An 18,589-nucleotide genomic window follows, 5' to 3' on the forward strand; every position below is an offset into this window, starting at 1 on the left:
GCCCCCCGCCCCGCGCCCCGCAGGGAGGGCCGGGCGTGCCATGTGCCGCGGCCGCGGCGCCGCGGTGAACCGACGGCGCGCCGCGCACTCTCATGCACCATGAGCCTGAGCGTTTTTGTGGAACTGCGGTTCTGGGTGCTGGTGGTGTTTTCGCTGGTCTTGCCGGGGGCCATCTACGCGGTGCTGCTGGTGTCGCGATCCCTGTCGCGCGCGGCGGTGCTGGGCTTTGGCGTGGCGCTGGTGCTGATCGCGGGCGTGGATGGGTACCTGCTGCAGTCGCTGGCCAACCTGGCCAGGACCTCGCCATCGCTGGCGGATGACGCCGTGTTCCTCTCCGAGCTGTCCATCGGCCTGTACGTGCTGCCCCTGGTGTGCGGCGGCATCGGCGTGAACCTCCTCTCGCACGTGCTGTTGCGCCACCTGGCCGAGGCCGAAGCCCGGTTTGAAAAGGAGCACCCCGGTGGCGGATGACCGGCCGGCGTGCGGGACCCGTGGGGCCCCCGGGGCTTGCAGCGGGTGGAGCCAGGGCAGGGTCTGGGCTACTCTCTTTTTGATAGCTGCTTGCGCTCTGCCAGCGCGGGCCATACCGGCTTTTGAGGAGGTCCGCCAGGACTTCCGCCCGTCCGAGACCCAGATCCTCTCGCGCGAAGGCGAGGTGCTGCAGCGCCTGCGCACCGACACCTCCGTGCGGCGCGGGCAGTGGGTGCCGCTGGCCGACGTGTCGCCCGCGCTGCGCACGGCGCTGGTGCTGAGCGAGGACAAGCGCTTTTACGAGCACAGCGGCGTGGACTGGCGTGCCGCGTCGGCCGCCGCCTGGGGCAATCTGTGGAACCAGCGCACGCGCGGTGCCAGCACCCTCACCATGCAGCTGGCGGGCCTGCTCGATGGTGACTGGCGGCAGGGGCCGGGCGGGCGCACCGTGGTGCAAAAGCTCGGCCAGACGGTGGCCGCGCAGGTGCTGGACCGGCGCTGGCGCAAGGACCAGATCCTGGAGGCCTACTTGAACCTGGTGCCGTTCCGTGGCGAGCTGGTGGGCATCGACGCCCTGAGCCGCACCTTGTTCGGCAAGGCCGCCCACGGGCTGGACGACCGCGAGGCGGCGGTCGCAGCGGCCCTGGTGCGTGCACCCAATGCCCGCCCTGCGCTGGTGGCGCAGCGGGCCTGCGGTGTGCTGCGCGAGATGGCGGCGGCCCCTGCGCCGGCCCGCACCGCAACGGCGGTTTCCACCCCGCGCGCGGGCGTGGACTGCGACGCCATGGACCTGTTCACCACGGCGGCGCTGCAGCGCCGGGCGTTCGACGCCAGCGAAGGCGTGGCCCCGCACTTTGCGCGCTACCTGCTGCGCCAGCGCTTTGGCCCGGGCGTGCCCGTGCCCGAGCGGGTGGCCACCACGCTGCGCGCGCCGCTGCAGCGCTTTGCGGTGCAGAGCCTGCAGCAGCACCTGCGCGAGCTGCGCGGGCGCAACGTGGAAGACGGTGCCGTGCTGGTGCTGGACAACGCCACCGGCGCGGTGCTGGCCTGGGTGGGATCGTCCGGCCAGCTCAGCCAGGCCGGCGAGGTGGACGGCGTGCTGGCGCTGCGCCAGCCCGGCTCTACGCTCAAGCCCTTCCTGTACGGGCAGGCCATTGCCGAGCGCCGCCTCACGGCGGCGTCGCTGGTGGAGGATTCGCCCGCGCAGATCACCACGCCCAGCGGCCTGTACATACCGCAGAACTACGACCGGCAGTTCAAGGGCTGGGTGTCGGTGCGCACGGCGCTGGCGGCGTCGCTCAACGTGCCGGCCGTGCGCACGCTGGTCATGGTCACGCCCGATGCGTTCCACCGCCAGCTGGGCGCAGTGGGCCTGCCGCTGCGTGAAAGCGGGGACTACTTTGGCTACAGCCTGGCCCTGGGCAGCCCCGAGGTGCCGCTCCTGCACCTGACCAATGCCTACCGCACGCTCGCCAACGGCGGGCGGGCGGGCCCTGTTGCAGGCACGCTCGCCAACGGCGGGCGGGCGGGCCCTGTTGCAGGCACGCTCGCCAACGGCGGGCGGGCGAGCCCCGTGGCGCTGGCGGACGCGCCGCAGCCGCCGCGCTTCACGCAGGGCCTGGACGCCAGGGCGGCGTACATCGTGGGCGACATCCTGTCGGACGGCAATGCGCGCGCGCGCACGTTTGGCACCGACAGCGTGCTCGCCACGCGGTTCTGGTCGGCCGTCAAGACCGGCACCAGCAAGGACATGCGCGACAACTGGGCCGTGGGCTGGTCGGAGCGCTACACGGTGGGCGTGTGGGTGGGCAACGCCAGCGGCGCGGCCATGCACGACGTGAGCGGCACCAGCGGCGCCGCGCCCATCTGGGCCGCGGTGATGGGCTTTCTGCATGCGCGCGAGCCCAGCCGCGCGCCGCGGCCGCCGCAAGGCCTGGTGCAGGCGCCGGTGCGGTTCGGCCCCTCCGCCAGCGGCCCGGCAGGCGTGGGCGCGGCGATGCCGCTGGAGGCGGCGCGGCAGGAGTGGTTTCTGGCGGGCACGCAGCAGCCCCTGTTTGCTATGGATTCAATAGCTTCCAGCGCTTTGCCGACGGGCGCTGGCGGCAAAAAAGACCCGCGTTCTCCACGCCCAGGCCAGCGCTCTGCTCCTGGCGGGGAGTTGGCAGAGCCGGTGGCGGCGCGCATCACGGCGCCCGCGGCCGGCACCATCGTGGCGCTGGACCCGGACATTCCCCCCGCCCGCCAGCGCCTGCACTTCACGGCCACGGGCGATGGCGGAGTCTGGCGCATGGACGGCAAGCTCCTGGGCCGTGGCGCGCACGTGGCCTGGCTGCCCTGGCCCGGGCGGCACCGGGTGGAGCTGACCGACGCCCGGGGCCGCGTGCTGGACGAGATCCGGCTGGAGGTGCGGGGCGCGGGCGCCACCGGCCCGGCGCCGGCCGCAGCGCCCCGGTAGGGCGCTCCCGCCCTGGCGGGGGCTGCTATCCCGTCGGCGGGGCCGCGCGCCGCGCCCGGCAAAAGGGGTTGGATGGCGCTCCCTAGGCTTGCACGGCGCAGCAGGCCACCGGGGCACTAAAATCGTTACAAGATATTTCCATGCTTCCCGTGCGCCAATTTTTCTCCCACCGCCTGTTCTGGCTGGCCTTGCTGGTCTCCCTGGGCATTGGCGCGCTGTTTGCCCGCTCGATCTGGACCATTCGCAGCGACGAGTGGAACTACGCGGCGCAGTCCAATACCCAGCTGGTGCGGTCCCTGGACCAGGGCCTGGGCTGGATGCTGGACACGCTGGACAAGTCGCTGGAGGGCGTGGCGCGCGAAGTCGGCCGGCCCGAAGTCTGGGGGCTGCCCGCCGAACTGCGGGCGCGGGTGGTGTTCGACAACTCCTTCCAGGCGCGCGGGGCGGGCGACGTGCTCGTTTTGGACAGCCAGGGCGACGTGGTGCTGGACTCCGCCGCGACGGTGCCGCGCAAGCTCAACCTGGGCGACCGCGACTATTTTCGAGCGTTCCAGTCGGGCGGCCACCAGGGCCTGTTCATCGGCCAGCCCGTGCCTTCGCGGGCCACCGGCCTCAACATCCTGCCGCTGGCCCGGGGCTACTACCACCCGGATGGCTCTTTTGCAGGGGTGGTGGTGGCGGCCATCCGGCTGAGCTACTTCAACGAAATTTTCGGCGCCCTGGACCTGGGGCCCTACCACGGCATCAACCTGCTGCGCAGCGACGGCGTGGTGATCAGCCGGTTCCCCTATGGCGACCTGGACGTGGGGCGCAGCCTGGCGGATTCGCCCAACATCCGCCGCTTTCAGCAGGAAGGCTCCGGCATGTTGGTCGCCAACGCCGCCGTTGACGGCGCGGAGCGGCTGTACACCTTCCGGCACGTGGGCAACTACCCGCTCATCCTCAACGTGTCGCAGTCCACGGACAGCATTCTGGCCCGCTGGTACCGCAGTGCCTGGGGGCTGGGCGCCTTCGCGCTGCTGCTCATGGCCAGCTGCGTGGGGCTGGCGGCGCTGTTCGTGCGCGAACTGACCTTGCGCCAGCAGGTCTCGGCCCGCCTGCGCGAGGCCGAGCACAACACGCGCACCATCCTGGACAACATGCCTTCCATGATCGGCTACTGGGACGACGGGCTGCGCAACCGCTTTGCCAACAAGGCATATTTCGAGTGGTTTGGCGTGCAGGCCGAAAAGATGCCCGGCATGCACCTGAGCGACCTGCTGGGCGCCGACCTGTTTGCCCACAACAAGCCCTTTCTCGACCGCGCGCTGCAAGGCGAGCCCCAGGTCTTCGAATGCACCTTTTCCGACGTGCACGGCGTGGCCCGCCACGCCATGGCGTCGTACCTGCCAGACCCGGACGAAACCGGCAAGGTGCGGGGCGTGTTCGTGCAGGTGACGGACATCTCCGACCGGAAGCGGCTGGAGGACGAGCAGTTCAATGAAAAGGAGCGCATGCGCCTCACGCTGCAGTCCATCGGCGACGCGGTGGTCAGCGCCGACGCGCGCGGGCAGGTCACCTACCTGAACCCCGTGGCCGAGCGGCTGACGGGCTGGCAGGCGTTCGATGCCGCCGGCCACAACGTTGACGAAGTCGTGCACCTGCGCAGCCCCGAGGACGAGTCGCGCCACATCAGCCCACTGCGCCAGGCCATGGAGCAGGGCGCGGCCGTGGAGGCGGTGCGCGGCGTGGTCGTGCACCGCACCAGCGGGCAGCGGTTCCTGGTGGAGGAAACCTCCAGCCCCATCACCGACCGCCACGGCGCGGTGACTGGCGCCGTGGCCGTGCTGCGCGACGTGACCGAATCCGTGGCCATGGCCGAGCGCATGGCGCACCTGGCGCAGTACGACGCCCTGACCGACCTGCCCAACCGCGTGCTGCTGCAGGACCGCGCACAGCTGGCGATCGCGCAGGCCCGCCGCGACGGCAAAAGCCTGGCCGTCATGTACCTGGACCTGGATGGCTTCAAGGCCGTCAACGACAGCCTGGGGCACGACGTGGGTGACCACCTGCTGGCCCAGTTCGCCCAGCGCCTGAAGGCCGCGGTGCGCGCCACCGACACGGTGTGCCGCCAGGGCGGCGACGAGTTCGTGGTGCTGCTGCCCGGACTGGACGGCTCCGCGCCCGCCTGCAACGTGGCGCGCAAGATTCTTGCGGCCTGCGATGCACCGTTCGAGCTGGCGGGTGAGTGGGTGCGTGTGGGGCTCAGCGGCGGCATCGCCCTCTACCCCGAGCACGGCGACACGCTGGACGCCCTCTCGCGCCACGCCGACAGCGCCATGTACGCCGCCAAGCACAGCGGGCGCCGGCGCTTCATGCTGTATGCGGGGGAGGGGGCGGAGCCGGTGCCGGTGCTGCCGGATGCGGCGGCGGAGCCCGGTGTCGAGGTTGCTATATAAAGAATAGCTGCTCGCGCTTGCTGCATAAGCGCTGGAGGCATTTTTTACTCAAATCCACCGGCGGATGCACGCGCTGCCTGTGTCTGCGTGGAAGCGCGCCGCCCCGGGGGCTGGAAATTTGTTGCAGGTCCGCAAAATTTTTTTGATGGCCGGCGTGCGCGCTTGCACCTACCATGCAGCGCTGTTGTTCTTTGTGACCCACCCCCCGAGCCTGGAGCCTGCGCGTGCCCGACCTTTCCAAAATCACCTGCATTGAAGACCTGCGTGTCATTGCCAAGCGGCGCGTGCCGCGCATGTTCTACGACTACGCCGATTCGGGCTCGTACACCGAGGGGACCTACCGCGCCAACACCCAGGACTTCCAGTCCATCAAGCTGCGCCAGCGCGTGGCCGTGAACATGGAAGGCCGCAGCACCCGCACCACCCTGGTGGGGCAGGAGGTGGCCATGCCCGTGGCCATTGCACCCACAGGGCTCACCGGCATGCAGCATGCCGACGGCGAAATCCTGGGCGCGCGGGCTGCCAAGGCCTTCGGCATCCCGTTCACCCTCTCCACCATGAGCATTTGCTCCCTGGAGGACGTGGCCGAGCACACCGGCCGCCACCCGTTCTGGTTCCAGCTGTACGTGATGCGCGACCGCGACTTCATCGAGCGCCTGATCGACCGGGCCAAGGCGGCCAACTGCTCGGCGCTGCAGCTCACGCTGGACCTGCAGATCCTGGGGCAGCGGCACAAGGACATCAAGAACGGCCTGTCCACCCCGCCCAGGCCCACCCTGGCCAACCTCATCAACCTGGCCACCAAGCCCCACTGGTGCCTGGGCATGCTGGGCACCCGCCGCCGCACCTTCGGCAACATCGTGGGCCACGCGAAGGGCGTGGGCGACCTGTCCTCGCTCTCGTCCTGGACGGCCGAGCAGTTTGACCCGCAGCTCAACTGGGGCGACGTGGAGTGGATCAAGAAGCGCTGGGGCGGCAAGCTGATCTTGAAGGGCATCATGGACGCCGAGGACGCGCGCCTGGCGGTGAACAGCGGTGCGGACGCCCTCATCGTCAGCAACCACGGCGGGCGCCAGCTGGACGGCGCGCCATCCTCCATTGCCGCGCTGCCCGCCATTGCCGAGGCGGTGGGCCGCGACATCGAAGTCTGGATGGACGGCGGCATCCGCAGCGGGCAAGACGTGCTCAAGGCCCGCGCCCTGGGCGCGCGGGGCACCCTCATCGGCCGCAGCTTCCTCTACGGCCTGGGCGCCTTCGGCGAGGCGGGCGTGGCCCGCGCGCTGCAGATCATCCAGAAAGAACTGGACATCACCATGGCCTTCTGCGGCCACACCCACATCGACAACGTGGACCGGTCCATCCTCCTGCCGGGCACCTACCCGACCTGATCGCCGGACCGACCTGAGCGATCTGATCGCAGCGCGGGCGGGTCAGCCGGGCAGCTTCAGGCCGCCAGGGCCCGACAGCGCAGGGCTGGCACTGCTGGTGCGGCTGTTGCCGCCGCTGCCGCTTTGCGGCACCGTGCCGCCCAGTCCGCTGGCGGGTGCGGACTGGCTGAGCTTGGCCGTGGCGGCGGCACTGTTCAGGAACAGGTAGAGCGCCTGCGCATCCACATCGCTGAGCTGGCCCAGCGACTCGAACGGCATGACCTGGATGGGGGTGCCGTCCGGCCGCTTGCCCGTGCGCAGCATGGCCACGAAGCTGGCCGCCGTGGGGTAGCGGGCCATGGCGCTGGCGCCGCCGGGGCGGATGTCCGCAGCCGCCGGCCAGTCGGGCGGGCCGCCGGGAATCTTGCCGCCCGACAGGTCCGCGCCATGGCAGCCGATGCACATGTTGGCCACGTACTGGCCGTTGGCCACGCTCACTGCGGCGGGCACAGGGCGCGACGGCGCCAGCTGGTGGTCGATGCGCGCGGCCGCATCCTGGATGGCTCCCAGCCCGTACAGCACCCAGGCCGGATGGGGCAGGTCCACGACGGCCGTGGCGCCCTCCTTGGGCGGCAGCTGGCGGATGTACGACACCAGCGCGTTGAGGTCGTCGTTGGTGAAGCGGTTGTAGTCTTCGCTGGGCATCACCAGCACCGGCCGGCCGTTGGGCTTGACGCCATGGCGGATCACGCTGTTCCAGTCCTCGGGCTGGTAGCGCGCCACCACCCCGGCGGGCGTGATGTTGGGGCCCACGATGCGCGTGCCCTTGCCGTCGTTGACGAATTCGCGCCCCGTGCCCTGCGCGCCGTGGCAGTCCGTGCAGCCGCGCGACGTGTACAGGTAGCGCCCGCGCTCGACGGTCTGCGTGTCGGTGGTGTAGGCCACGGGCCGGGGCTTGATCTCGATGGTGCGGTTGCGCTTCTGTTCGGCCAGGTACAGGCCGCTGGCGGCCGTGGCGGCAACGAGCACGCCCAGCAGCAGCGTGCCGCCCGTGGTCCATTTGATCCAGCGTTTCATGGTGGGTCCCTCTTCTTCGGTGGTATTCCAGTGCGGCGAATTCTGGATTCGAAGAGGGTTCTCGCGGCACCCTGCCGCAGCAGGGTGTTGCGGCGCCGGTGACATTTGTCACAAACGGCCCGCCGGCATCGCGCGGCGCGCCGGGCTCAGCGCTCGATGGTCTTGTTCCAGCGCGCGTTCCAGGCCGGGCGGTTGGCGTTCACGCTGTCCCAGTCCAGCGTCACGGCGTTTTTCATCCACTGCGTGATCTGCGCGACCTGCGCGGCACCTTCGCCCACGGCCGGCGCCTTGGGGTTGCGCCCGCGCCCGTGCAGAATGCCAGTGCGGTGGTGCGCGCGCGGGTTGTCGGGCTGTAGCGTGCAGGCGCTGCCCCACGACCGAACTCCCGGCGCTGGCGCCTTTCGCCGGCCCGTCTCGTCTGATCTCATCTGATCGCAGGTATCCCATGACCATTGCCGTGCCCGTCAACCCATCGTTTCCCGCAGGCTTTGTGCCCCTGGCCGGCACGCGGCATGACTGCGACGCCTGTGGCAATGCCGAGCGCGTGGGCTTTGCCTTTGACTTTGCCTACCAGCCCATCGTGGATGTGGAGACGCGCGCCATCTTTGCCCACGAAGCGCTGGTGCGCGGCCCGGCCGGCGAAAGTGCGTACAGCGTGCTCGCGCAGGTCAACGAGCACAACCGCTACCGCTTTGACCAGGCCTGCCGTGTGAAGGCGCTCAAACACGCGCGGGAGCTGGGCGTTGAAGGCAGCGTCTCCATCAATTTTTTGCCCAACGCCATCTACAAGCCCGAGCTGTGCATCCGCACCACGCTGGAGGCGGCGCGGGTGCATGGCTTCCCGCTCGATCAGATCATCTTCGAGGTGACCGAAGGTGAGCGCGTGGAAGATGGGCCCTGGTTTGCGCAGATCCTGCGCGAGTACCAGCGCTGCGGCTTTCGCACTGCCATCGACGACTTTGGCGCCGGCTTTGCGGGCCTGAAGCTGCTGTCGGACTTCCAGCCCGACATCATCAAGATCGACATGGACCTGGTGCGCAACATCGACAAGAGCCGTCCGCGCCAGGCCATCGTGCGCAACCTGGCGCGTCTGTGTGAAGACATGGGCATCACCCTGGTTGCCGAAGGCATCGAGACGGCGGCCGAGCGCGACTTTGTGCACGGCTGCGGCATCCGGCTGATGCAGGGCTACCTTTTTGCCAGGCCCGCGTTCAAGGCCGCGGCGCAGTTGGACGCAGGGGCGTTTCCCGCGGCGGCTGGCCCGGCCGCGCCTTGAGGTACGGGCGCGCCGGTGCCTCCGGGTTCAACACGCCGCAGCGCGGCCGGTAGCGGCAGGCGGCAGCGGGGTTGTGCCGTACCGGCGCACGGGGCTGGGCTTCAGGGGGCGCCCACTGCAGCGCGTGGTGCCGCCGCGATGTTGGCCAGAATGCCGCTCATCGGCCCGAGGTTCAGGCCCAGTTCCTGGATCAGCTGGCCGAAGCGTTGGCCCACCAGCACCTGGTACTCCGTCTTGCGGGCTTGCGCCATGCCGGCGTGGCTGGCGGGTTCCTGTCCCGGGTGGCACATCAGCAAATCACCGTCCTGCGCCGACGCCAGCCAGGCCTGCAAGAGCTGCAGGTAGCGCGCTTCGCTGGCACGGAAGTCATAGATCCCCAGCAGTGCCGTGTTCTGCAGATAGCCATGGTGGCGCGCCGCATCGGTCATGTCGGCGCCTCCGAGGGCCGAGATCGTGACCGCCTTGAGCCACCCCAACAAGCCGGTGCTGGCGCCAGGAATGGCGCGCCAGTGGGTGTTGCGCACCCAGGGGGATCGGCCGCTGTACCGTTCATCGAGCTCCTCCAGCAACTCCTCGCGGATCACGGAGAACTGGTGCACATGCTGGTGCCCATCCACAAAGCTGGGCGCGGCTCCCACGGCCTGCTCGAACGCATTCAGCTGTGCGCGAATCTCCTGGCGGATGGCGCGCCGGTCTTGGCGGTGCATGCAGCTCTGCAGGATCAGCTGCGACAATCCGCGCGGCGCCATGGTCAGAGAACATTCCGTGAAATCCAGATGCAACCCTGCGTCCACCCCGGCGGCGCCCAGGCTGCGCAGCCGCTGGGCGCCGGATGTCCAGGCCGGGGCACCCACCAGGGCGCTGGTGGCATGTACGCGCCCCAGGGAAATGAGGCGAAGCACCGCGTCATTGATGCCCTCGTTCAGGCCAAAATCGTCCGCACACAGGCATACCCGCGCACCCTGGTGCGATGGATGCGATTGATTCAACAGGGAAACTTCATGTCCGCTCGATCTGTTCGCCCGTTGTGGTTCATTGCGGTAGGTTGCATGGCCACTGGGGTGCACTGGCTGACGGTGGTGGTGCTGGTGGAAGCCCTGGGGTTGCGTCCCTTGCTGGCCAACATTGGGGGATGGTTGGTTGCTTTGGGCGTTTCGTTTGCCGGCCATCATCTTCTGACCTTTCGAGGGCATGGGGTGCCGCTGGGGCGGTCTGCTCCGCGCTTTGCCTTGGTGTCCGCCAGCGGCTTTGCCGTCAACGAGGCCCTGTACGCCGCGGCACTGAGCTGGGGGCGCTTCAGATACCAGGCGCTTCTTGCTGGCGTGCTGCTGCTGGTGGCCGTCATGACGTGGGTGCTGAGCCGTTACTGGGTATTCCGGGGCAGGTCAGTGCCCCGCTGACGATGGCCTGGCTGCGGTCCAGGCGCCACACGTTCGTGTGGTTGGCGCTGGCCACGACAGAGGCGTCTGCGGATGCGTTGCCCAGCAGCGGGAACTGCGCGCCCGCATCGCTGGGCCCCACCCACCAGCTGACCGGCGATGCGCACAGCGACGGGCTGAGCGCCTCCGGGTCGATCAGCCGCCGGGCGTCCGCTGCGGGGGCAAAGGCTGCGGCATCGGCCAGCTCCTTGCGCCAGTTGTCGCGTTGCTGGATGGCCGGGTCTGACCAGTTCAACACCACGTAGGCGGGCTCGCGCAGGCCCGCGTAGACGGGTAGATCAAAGTAGTAGTTGCCCAGCATGTAGACCGGCTCGTCCCCCGTGCGGAGGTGGCGCAAGGCCAGGCCCAACGGCTTGTCCGAGTGGCCGGTGTGCGTGGCCAGGAAGCCGATCACCCCGGTGCTGAATGCCACCGTGAGGGCGGCGCTCACGCGCCACAGCCGCCCGGTGCGTGCGTCGCGCTGGCGCCAGCTCTCCACGCCGTCGGCCAGCAGCACCGCCAGAGGTGCCACCGCGGGCAGCACGTAGCCCACCAGCTTGGACGCGGGTATCGAGAAAAAGGCAACCACCAGCACGAACCACAGCACCATCAACCACCGCACGTCGCCGCGCAGCGGGTCGGACAGGCGTGCGCGATCGAGTTGCGGCCTGAGCCAGGGCAGCCAGGGCAGGGTCAGTGCCACCACCACCGCGGGGTAGAACCACAACGGCTGCACGTTGTTGAATCCCCCGGCGGCGAAGCGCCGAAAATGCTGCACCACGAAGAAGTAGTCCAGGAAGCCGGCGAAACGGCTTTGCATGGCCACGAACCAGGGGGCCGTGATGGCCAGAAAAACCGCGGCCCCGGCCGGGGAGACCAGCGCAACCACCGTGCGCCAGCGGCGGCGCACCAGCAGCCAGGCGCCCACCACGAGTGCGGGCAGCACAAAGCCGATCAGCCCTTTGGCCAGCACCCCCACGGCGGCCGCCGCATACCCGGCCGCCAAGGGCCACCGGAAGGACTCTTGCCGCTCATACGCCAAGGCTGCATGCGCCAGCAGCAGAATGGTGACGGTGATGCAGCCCGCGACGAGCATGTCGAGGTTGGCAAACTGCCCGCCAATGTAGAAAAGGGGCTGGGCCAGCAGCACCGCCAGTGCGAGCTGCGCCGCAGAGGTCCCCCACCAGCGCCGCAGGAACAGGAAGACGGCCATCGCACCTGCCCATGCGCCCAGCAGGGGCGCCGCCCGGGCGGGCAGTTCTCCGACGCCGAAGAGGGACATCGACGCAGCGGTAATCCAGTAGAACAGGGGCGGCTTGTGGAAGTAGGGCAGGCCGTTCAGCGTCGGCGTCAGCCAGTCCCCGCTGCGCATCATCTCCCAGGCGACACCTACGTAGCGCCCTTCGTCCGGAAGCATGAGGGGCCGGGCCCAGGCCAGCAGCGCCAGCCACAGGAGCGCCACCGCTGCCGTGCTCGCCGCACTGCGGGGCCATCGGATCGCGGGGCTCAAGACGAAGCACCTCTGGCGCCATGGCCGCGCGTGGGGTGAGCGACGCAACGCAGACGACGGGCTTTGCCGTGTCCCGCCGCGCCGGCTGCCCCTGTGGCCGGGTTGGCGCGGGAAAATTGCCAGAGCGCCCTCGCAAGGCGGCGCGCGGGAGGGCTGCAAGCCCCGAAGGCGCCTGCGGGCGAAAGCAGGCGGGAGCTGGCGGATGGCAGGCTCATGGAACGTTGGTGCGGCAAGAATCTGCAACCAGTGTGGTGCGCGCCACTTAATAGGCGCTTAAAAGAGGGGCGGTGCGGGCCGGGTGGCGCACGGATTCCGGCCGCGAGGGCTTCTGCAGTGAGTGGGGCGCAAGCGCCGCCGCACCCGTGCTTTCGGAACGAGGGTGCCAGGGGCGGCGCACGGCGCACGCCCCGGAAGTGGGCTCCAGCGGCTGCGTGCCCTTGCCGCGGGCCAGCGACGGGCACCCCTGCGTCAGCGACTGCTTTTGCGGGCCGTCACGGGCCGGGGCTCCGCGCACTCGGCAACCACCCAGTCCCGGAACGCCTTCACCAACGGTGTCTGCGCCCGCGACTCCGGGTACACCAGGTAATACGCGTCGGTGCTGGTCAGCACCTGGTCGGACAGCTCCACCAGGCTGCCGGCCTCCAGTTCCTGCTCGATCAGGAAGCGTGGCAGCAGCGCCGCGCCCAGGTGCGAGACGGCGGCCTGGGCGATCATGGCGAAGTGTTCGGACTGGGGGCCGCGCAGCGCCAGTGCCGTGGGGGCACCGACCCGCTCGAACCATTCGGCCCATTGCGTGGGGCGGGTGCTTTGCTGCAGCAGCACCACGCGCGCCAGGTCCTGCGGGGTGCGGATGCCGTGGCGGTCGCGGTAGGCGGGGCTGCACACGGGCACGGTCTCCTCGTGCATGAGGTATTCGCACACGGCGCCGGCCCAGTGCGGGGCGCCGAAGTGGATGGCGGCGTCAAACGGCGTGCCGGTGAAATCGAACGGCTCGGTGCGCGACGACAGGTTCACCATGACCTGCGGGTGCAGTGCCATGAAGCGGCCCAGGCGCGGGATGAGCCAGCGCGTGCCCAGCGTGGGCAGCACGGCCAGGTTGAGCAGGCCGTCCGTGCTGGCAAACGCCATGGCCTTTTGCGTGCAGGCCGACAGCTGCTGCAGCACGGCCTGCACGTCGGCGGCGTAGACGCGGCCGGCATCCGTCAGCACCACACGCTGGCGCACGCGGTGGAAGAGGGCGGTGCCCAGCTGCTCCTCCAGCTGGCGAATCTGGCGCGACACGGCGCTTTGCGTCAGGTGCAACTCGCCCGCCGCGCGCGAGATGCTCTGGTGGCGCGCCGCCGCCTCGAAGGCGAGCAGGTCGGCGGTGGACGGCAGGAAGGCTCGGCGCAGCAGGGTCATGCCAGGTTATGCAGTGGGGGAATGATGGCGGGGCGGAAGTTTGGGATGTTTTGGGCTGCTAGCGCTTTTGGAGCAAGCGCTGGCTGCTATGCCATTGTGCCGTTGGTTCAATCCAAATTGCGATCAAGTCGTTCCGTTTTTTTGCTATGCAGGGCGGGGCGGATTCACCGATAGTGGCGTTTTGCCGGGGTGCGTCCCGGCCCTGTTCCTTCGGTTTCTCCTCTCCTCTTCACGGGTTTCCGCCATGTCCGCCATTCCCAGCGCCGCCTCCCCTGCCACCTCTTTGGTGAGCGAAGTCGATCAACTGCTGCAACGCCTGGGCGTGCCCCGCGCGGCCTACTCGGGCGGCAGTCTGCCGGTGCGCTCGCCCATCACGGGCGAGGCGATCGGCGCGGTGGCGCAGGCGTCGCCCGCCGATGCCACGGCCGCCATCGGTCGCGCGCATGCGGCCTTCCAGGCGTGGCGCAACGTGCCCGCGCCGCGCCGCGGGGAGCTGGTGCGCCTGCTGGGCGAAGAGCTGCGCGCCGCCAAGGCCGACCTGGGACGCCTGGTGACGATCGAAGCCGGCAAGATCCCGTCCGAAGGCCTGGGCGAGGTGCAGGAGATGATCGACATTTGCGACTTTGCCGTGGGCCTGTCGCGCCAGCTGTACGGCCTGACGATTGCCACCGAGCGCCCCGGCCACCGCATGATGGAGACTTGGCATCCGCTGGGCGTGTGCGGCGTCATCTCCGCCTTCAACTTCCCCGTGGCCGTGTGGTCGTGGAACGCCGCGCTGGCGCTGGTGTGCGGCGATTCGGTGGTGTGGAAGCCGTCGGAGAAAACGCCCCTCACGGCCCTGGCCACGCACGCCATCGCGCAGCGCGCCCTGGCACGCTTCGGCAGCGATGCGCCCGAGGGCCTGCTGGAGCTGCTCATCGGCCAGCGCGACATTGGCGAGGTGCTGGTGGATGACGCCCGCGTGCCCGTGCTGTCGGCCACCGGCTCCACCGCCATGGGCCGCGCCGTGGGCCCGCGCCTGGCGGCACGCTTTGCGCGCGGCATCCTGGAACTGGGCGGCAACAACGCCGCCATCGTGGCCCCCTCGGCCGACCTGGACCTGGCCCTGCGCGGCATCGCCTTTGCGGCCATGGGCACGGCAGGCCAGCGCTGCACCACGCTGCGCCGCTTGTTCGTGCACGAAAGCATTTACGACCAGCTGGTGCCCCAGCTCGCCAAGGTGTACGGCAACGTTCAGGTGGGCGACCCGCGCACCGAGGGCACGCTGGTGGGCCCGCTGATCGACCGCATGGCGTTTGACGGCATGCAAAAGGCGCTGGAGCAAAGCCGCGCGCTGGGCGCCACGGTGCACGGCGGTGGCCGCGTGGAGGGCGTTGGCGGTGCGGACGCGTACTACGTGCGTCCCGCGCTGGTCGAACTGAAGGCGCACGAGGGCCCCGCCCTGCACGAGACCTTCGCGCCCATCCTGTACGTGGTGCGCTACAGCACGCTGGATGAAGCCATCGCCATGAACAACGCCGTGGGCGCGGGTCTGTCGTCGTCCATCTTCACGCTGAACCTGCGCGAGGCCGAGCAGTTCATGTCGGCCGCCGGTTCGGACTGCGGCATTGCCAACGTCAACATCGGCCCCAGCGGCGCGGAGATTGGCGGTGCGTTCGGCGGCGAGAAGGAAACCGGTGGCGGGCGCGAGGCCGGGTCAGACAGCTGGAAGGCGTACATGCGGCGCGCGACGAACACCATCAACTATTCCACCGCGCTGCCGCTGGCGCAGGGCGTGAAGTTTGACGTGTGATGCCCATCGTCATCATCGGCGGTGGCGTCATCGGCAGCGCCATCGCTTACTTTCTCACGCTGCAGCGGCCGGGCTGCGAGGTGGTGGTGGTCGAGCGTGATCCGACCTACGCGCGGGCCTCGTCGGCGCTGTCGGCCAGCTCCATACGCCAGCAGTTTTCTACCGATATCAACATCCAGATCTCGGCCTACGGCATTGGCTTCTTGCGCACCGTGGGCACGCTGCTGGCCTGCCACGGCGATGTGCCGAACATCGGCCTGCACGAAGGCGGTTACCTGTACCTGGCTACGCAGGCGGGCGAGGCCACGCTGCGCCAGAACCACGCACTGCAAAAGCAGTATGGCGCCGATGTGGCGCTGCTGAGCCCGCCGCAACTGGCCATGCGTTTTCCGTGGCTGGCGCTGCAGGATGTGGCACTGGGCTCGCTGGGCTTGTCGGGCGAGGGCTGGTTTGACGGCTACCTGTTGCTCACGGCCCTGCGCAAGAAGGCGCAGAGCCAGGGCGTGCGCTATATCGCCGACGAGGCCGTCGGTGTGGACACCGCAGCCAGCGATGGCGTACTGCATGTGAACGCGGTGCGGCTGCGCAGTGGCGCCGCGCTGCCCTGCCGCTACGCCGTGAACGCCGGCGGCCCGTGGGCGGCGGCTATTGCGGGCTGGGCGGGCATTGATCTGCCCGTGGTGGGCAAGCGCCGCACCGTCTTCCACCTGGCCAGCCCCGCGGCGCTGCCGGGTTGCCCGCTGCTCATCGACCCCAGCGGCATCTGGCTGCGGCCCGAAGGCCAAGGCTTTATCTGTGGCTTCGCGCCGGACGCGGACAACGACGCGGACTTTGCGCCGCTGGAGCCCGAGTACGCAGCGTTTGAAGGCCACATCTGGCCCACGCTGGCCGAGCGCATCCCCGGCTTTGAGGCATTGCGCATGCAGGGCGCCTGGGCGGGCTACTACGAGATGAACACCTTCGATCACAACGCCATCGTGGGCCTGCACCCGGCGTGCGACAACCTGGTGTTTGCCAACGGCTTCTCGGGTCACGGCCTGCAGCAATGCCCTGCCGTGGGGCGCGGCCTGGCGGAATGGATGCTGACGGGCCGCTACCAGAGCCTGGACCTGTCGCCGCTGTCTATCGAACGCATTGCGCGCAACGCGCCGCTGCTGGAAAAGAACGTGATCTGAGCCCGCCTTTTCTTTTCCCAGCCTGCCGACCAACAACACACCAGGAGACAACGACATGGCAATTTCCCGCAAGACCTTCCCTGCACTGGCCGCAGGCCTGGCCCTGGCCTGCATGGCCGCAGCGCCCGCGCGGGCGCAGACGGTCACCCAGCCCACGCTGGAGAAGATCAAGGCCAGCGGCAAGGTGGTGCTGGGCGTGCGCGAGACCTCGCCGCCCATGGCCTATGCGCTGGGCGCGAACGAAAAATACGTGGGCTACCACGTGGAGCTGTGCGAGCGCGTGCTCAAGGAGATCGCGCCCGACGCCAAGCTCGAATACATGGCCGTGACCGCGCAGAACACGCTGCCGCTGGTGCAAAACGGCACGCTGGACATGGGCTGCGGCCCCACCACCAACAACACCGCGCGCCAGCAGCAGGTGGCCTTTGCGGTGACTACCTACGTGAGCGAAGTGCGCATGGCCGTGCGCAAGGGCTCGGACCTCCAGTCCATCAAGCAGCTGGGTGGCCGCACCATTGCCGCCTCCACCGGCACCACGGCCGTGCAGCTGCTGCGCAAGCAGGAGCGTGCGCTGGGCGCGCCCATCAAGACGATTTTGGGCAAGGACCACCACGAGAGCTTCATGCTGCTCGAATCGGGCCGCGCCGATGCGTTCGTGCTCGACGACAACCTCCTGGCCGGGATGATCGCCAACTCCAAGGACCCCTCGGCCTACCGCATCGTGGGCGAGCCCCTGGGCGCGGAGCCGATTGCGTTGCTGTTCCGCAAGGACGACCCCGGGTTCAAGGTGGCGGTGGACGGCGTGCTCACCCGGCTCATGCAAAGCGGCGAGATGGAAAAGATCTACACCAAGTGGTTTGTAAACCCCATTCCGCCCAAGAACGTGAGCCTGAACCTGCCGCTGGGCACCACGCTGCGCCAGCTGTTTGCCACCCCCAACGACAAGCCCCTGGAGACCTACCAGCAATGAACGCTCCCGTCCCCGCCACGGCCTTCCGCGCGGCCGACCGCCTGGGCGCCATCGGCGTCTCGGAAATCGTGCGCCTCACGCAAGAGGCCCACCAGCTCAAGCGCCAGGGCCAGCCCGTCATCGTGCTGGGCCTGGGCGAGCCCGATTTCGACACGCCGGCCCACATCCTGGAAGCCGCCCAGCAGGCCATGGCGCGGGGGGAGACGCACTACACGGCGCTCGATGGCACGGCCGAACTCAAGGCCGCCATCCAGCACAAGTTTCGGCACGACAACGGGCTGGACTTTCAGCTCAGCGAAATCACCGCCGGCGCTGGTGCCAAGCAGATCCTCTACAACGCGCTGATGGCCTCGGTGAACCCCGGCGACGAGGTGATCTTGCCCGCGCCGTACTGGACCTCCTACGCCGACATGGTGCTGATCGCAGGCGGCGTGCCGGTGGTGGTGCCGTGCACCGAAGCCAACGGCTTTCGCATCACGCCCGAGCAGCTGGAGGCGGCCATCACGCCGCGCACGCGCTGGGTGTTCATCAACTCGCCCTCCAACCCCAGCGGCGCCGCCTACAGCGACGAGCAACTGCGCCCGGTGCTGGAGGTGGTGGAGCGCCATCCGCAGGTGTGGCTGCTGGCGGACGACATCTACGAGCACATCCTGTACGACGGCCGCGCATTTGCCACGCCCGCCGCCGTGCTGCCCGCACTGCGCGAGCGCACGCTGACGGTGAACGGTGTCTCCAAGGCCTACGCCATGACCGGCTGGCGCATCGGCTACGGCGCGGGCCCCAAGGCGCTGATTGCCGCCATGGCCGTGGTGCAGAGCCAAGCCACCTCCTGCCCTTCGTCCATCAGCCAGGCGGCGGCTGTGGCGGCGCTGACCGGCCCGCAGGATGTGGTGGCCGAGCGCTGCCGCGCCTTTCAGGACCGGCGCGATCTGGTCGTGGCCGCGCTCAACGCCTCGCCCGGCCTGCGTTGCCGCGTGCCGGAGGGCGCGTTCTACACCTTCGCCAGCTGCGAAGGCGTGCTGGGCCGCACCACGCCGGGCGGCATGCTGCTGCGCACCGATGCCGACTTCTGCGCCTACCTGCTGCGCGAGCACCATGTCGCCGTGGTGCCCGGCGGCGTGCTGGGGCTGGCGCCATACTTTCGCATCTCGTACGCAGCCTCTACCGCCGATTTGCAAGAGGCTTGCACACGCATCCAGCGCGCCTGCCAGGCCTTGTTCTGATTTCATTTTTATCGCC

Annotated in this window: 14 protein-coding genes and 1 pseudogene; 10 read left to right on the plus strand and 5 right to left on the minus strand. The window is 69.3% G+C overall.

The annotated features are described in order from the left end of the window. The first annotated feature begins 99 nt into the window (after positions 1 to 99). From LWW96_RS09995 to LWW96_RS10010, 4 genes are all read left to right on the plus strand, one after another. Positions 100 to 471 (plus strand): hypothetical protein, encoded by a 372-nt coding sequence (locus LWW96_RS09995; RefSeq protein ID WP_291486526.1) that lies wholly within the window; start codon positions 100 to 102, stop codon positions 469 to 471. 79 nt (positions 472 to 550) lie between these two features. Beyond that, positions 551 to 2,926, plus strand: coding sequence for a transglycosylase domain-containing protein (locus LWW96_RS10000; protein ID WP_291486527.1), 2,376 nt, complete (start codon positions 551 to 553; stop codon positions 2,924 to 2,926). A gap of 140 nt (positions 2,927 to 3,066) precedes the next feature. Next, positions 3,067 to 5,364 carry a diguanylate cyclase gene (locus tag LWW96_RS10005; protein ID WP_291486528.1) on the plus strand — a complete coding sequence of 766 codons (2,298 nt, stop codon included), beginning with the start codon at positions 3,067 to 3,069 and terminating at the stop codon, positions 5,362 to 5,364. 224 nt (positions 5,365 to 5,588) lie between these two features. Next, entirely contained in the window at positions 5,589 to 6,752 is a 1,164-nt protein-coding gene (locus LWW96_RS10010; RefSeq protein ID WP_291486529.1) for an alpha-hydroxy acid oxidase, read from the plus strand. Between the two features lie 42 nt (positions 6,753 to 6,794). Here the strand turns inward: LWW96_RS10010 and LWW96_RS10015 are convergent, their stop codons facing one another. Both LWW96_RS10015 and LWW96_RS10020 read right to left on the minus strand, forming a co-directional pair. Next, entirely contained in the window at positions 6,795 to 7,808 is a 1,014-nt protein-coding gene (locus LWW96_RS10015) for a c-type cytochrome (protein WP_291486531.1), read from the minus strand. A 146-nt stretch (positions 7,809 to 7,954) separates the two neighbouring features. Beyond that, positions 7,955 to 8,104, minus strand: a pseudogene (locus tag LWW96_RS10020) (ABC transporter substrate-binding protein); the annotation flags it as partial. 149 nt (positions 8,105 to 8,253) lie between these two features. On the opposite strand from LWW96_RS10020, the gene LWW96_RS10025 reads away from it, so the two are divergent. Continuing rightward, on the plus strand, positions 8,254 to 9,084 hold the full coding sequence (locus LWW96_RS10025) for an EAL domain-containing protein (protein ID WP_291486533.1): 831 nt from the start codon (positions 8,254 to 8,256) through the stop codon (positions 9,082 to 9,084). A gap of 101 nt (positions 9,085 to 9,185) precedes the next feature. On the opposite strand, the gene LWW96_RS10030 is transcribed toward LWW96_RS10025, so the two are convergent. After that, positions 9,186 to 10,073 (minus strand): ChbG/HpnK family deacetylase, encoded by an 888-nt coding sequence (locus tag LWW96_RS10030; protein WP_291486534.1) that lies wholly within the window; start codon positions 10,071 to 10,073, stop codon positions 9,186 to 9,188. A gap of 12 nt (positions 10,074 to 10,085) precedes the next feature. On the opposite strand from LWW96_RS10030, the gene LWW96_RS10035 reads away from it, so the two are divergent. Beyond that, the gene (locus LWW96_RS10035) at positions 10,086 to 10,484 is read left to right on the plus strand and encodes a GtrA family protein (protein WP_291486536.1); all 399 of its coding nucleotides are present in this window, start codon (positions 10,086 to 10,088) and stop codon (positions 10,482 to 10,484) included. On the opposite strand, the gene LWW96_RS10040 is transcribed toward LWW96_RS10035, so the two are convergent. Together LWW96_RS10040 and LWW96_RS10045 are read right to left on the minus strand one after the other, a co-directional pair. Beyond that, on the minus strand, positions 10,426 to 12,012 hold the full coding sequence (locus tag LWW96_RS10040; protein ID WP_291486538.1) for a glycosyltransferase family 39 protein: 1,587 nt from the start codon (positions 12,010 to 12,012) through the stop codon (positions 10,426 to 10,428). The two genes, LWW96_RS10035 and LWW96_RS10040, sit on opposite strands and share 59 nt — an antisense overlap. A gap of 468 nt (positions 12,013 to 12,480) precedes the next feature. Then, positions 12,481 to 13,413, minus strand: a complete 933-nt coding sequence (locus LWW96_RS10045; protein ID WP_291486540.1) for a LysR family transcriptional regulator — start codon at positions 13,411 to 13,413, stop codon at positions 12,481 to 12,483. A 244-nt stretch (positions 13,414 to 13,657) separates the two neighbouring features. Here LWW96_RS10045 and LWW96_RS10050 point away from each other — a divergent pair, with 244 nt between their 5' ends. The 4 genes from LWW96_RS10050 to LWW96_RS10065 all read left to right on the plus strand — a co-directional run bounded on the left by LWW96_RS10050 (position 13,658) and on the right by LWW96_RS10065 (position 18,573). Further along, positions 13,658 to 15,205 carry an aldehyde dehydrogenase family protein gene (locus LWW96_RS10050; protein WP_291486543.1) on the plus strand — a complete coding sequence of 516 codons (1,548 nt, stop codon included), beginning with the start codon at positions 13,658 to 13,660 and terminating at the stop codon, positions 15,203 to 15,205. Continuing rightward, positions 15,205 to 16,380 (plus strand): FAD-binding oxidoreductase, encoded by a 1,176-nt coding sequence (locus LWW96_RS10055; protein ID WP_291486545.1) that lies wholly within the window; start codon positions 15,205 to 15,207, stop codon positions 16,378 to 16,380. The genes LWW96_RS10050 and LWW96_RS10055 overlap by 1 nt, the downstream gene beginning before the upstream one ends. A 112-nt stretch (positions 16,381 to 16,492) precedes the next feature. Continuing rightward, complete coding sequence (locus LWW96_RS10060; RefSeq protein ID WP_291486569.1) at positions 16,493 to 17,350, plus strand: amino acid ABC transporter substrate-binding protein; 858 nt, start codon at positions 16,493 to 16,495, stop codon at positions 17,348 to 17,350. Next, positions 17,347 to 18,573: a pyridoxal phosphate-dependent aminotransferase gene (locus LWW96_RS10065; RefSeq protein WP_291486548.1), complete on the plus strand. Its 1,227-nt coding sequence runs from the start codon at positions 17,347 to 17,349 to the stop codon at positions 18,571 to 18,573. Before LWW96_RS10060 ends, LWW96_RS10065 begins: the two co-directional genes overlap by 4 nt. The last annotated feature ends 16 nt before the right edge of the window (positions 18,574 to 18,589 follow it).

Origin of the sequence: Acidovorax sp. (assembly GCF_021287135.1) — a bacterium.
In the GTDB taxonomy this organism is placed as follows: domain Bacteria; phylum Pseudomonadota; class Gammaproteobacteria; order Burkholderiales; family Burkholderiaceae_C; genus Acidovorax.

What these genes read in the sequence shown, in the direction of transcription:
- LWW96_RS09995 (WP_291486526.1), top strand. Translation starts at nt 100, where the DNA reads ATGAGCCTGAGCGTTTTTGTGGAACTGCGGTTCTGGGTGCTGGTGGTG.
- LWW96_RS10005 (WP_291486528.1), top strand. Translation starts at nt 3,067, where the DNA reads ATGCTTCCCGTGCGCCAATTTTTCTCCCACCGCCTGTTCTGGCTGGCC.
- LWW96_RS10015 (WP_291486531.1), bottom strand. Translation starts at nt 7,808, where the DNA reads ATGAAACGCTGGATCAAATGGACCACGGGCGGCACGCTGCTGCTGGGC.
- LWW96_RS10025 (WP_291486533.1), top strand. Translation starts at nt 8,254, where the DNA reads ATGACCATTGCCGTGCCCGTCAACCCATCGTTTCCCGCAGGCTTTGTG.
- LWW96_RS10035 (WP_291486536.1), top strand. Translation starts at nt 10,086, where the DNA reads ATGTCCGCTCGATCTGTTCGCCCGTTGTGGTTCATTGCGGTAGGTTGC.
- LWW96_RS10045 (WP_291486540.1), bottom strand. Translation starts at nt 13,413, where the DNA reads ATGACCCTGCTGCGCCGAGCCTTCCTGCCGTCCACCGCCGACCTGCTC.
- LWW96_RS10050 (WP_291486543.1), top strand. Translation starts at nt 13,658, where the DNA reads ATGTCCGCCATTCCCAGCGCCGCCTCCCCTGCCACCTCTTTGGTGAGC.
- LWW96_RS10055 (WP_291486545.1), top strand. Translation starts at nt 15,205, where the DNA reads ATGCCCATCGTCATCATCGGCGGTGGCGTCATCGGCAGCGCCATCGCT.
- LWW96_RS10060 (WP_291486569.1), top strand. Translation starts at nt 16,493, where the DNA reads ATGGCCGCAGCGCCCGCGCGGGCGCAGACGGTCACCCAGCCCACGCTG.
- LWW96_RS10065 (WP_291486548.1), top strand. Translation starts at nt 17,347, where the DNA reads ATGAACGCTCCCGTCCCCGCCACGGCCTTCCGCGCGGCCGACCGCCTG.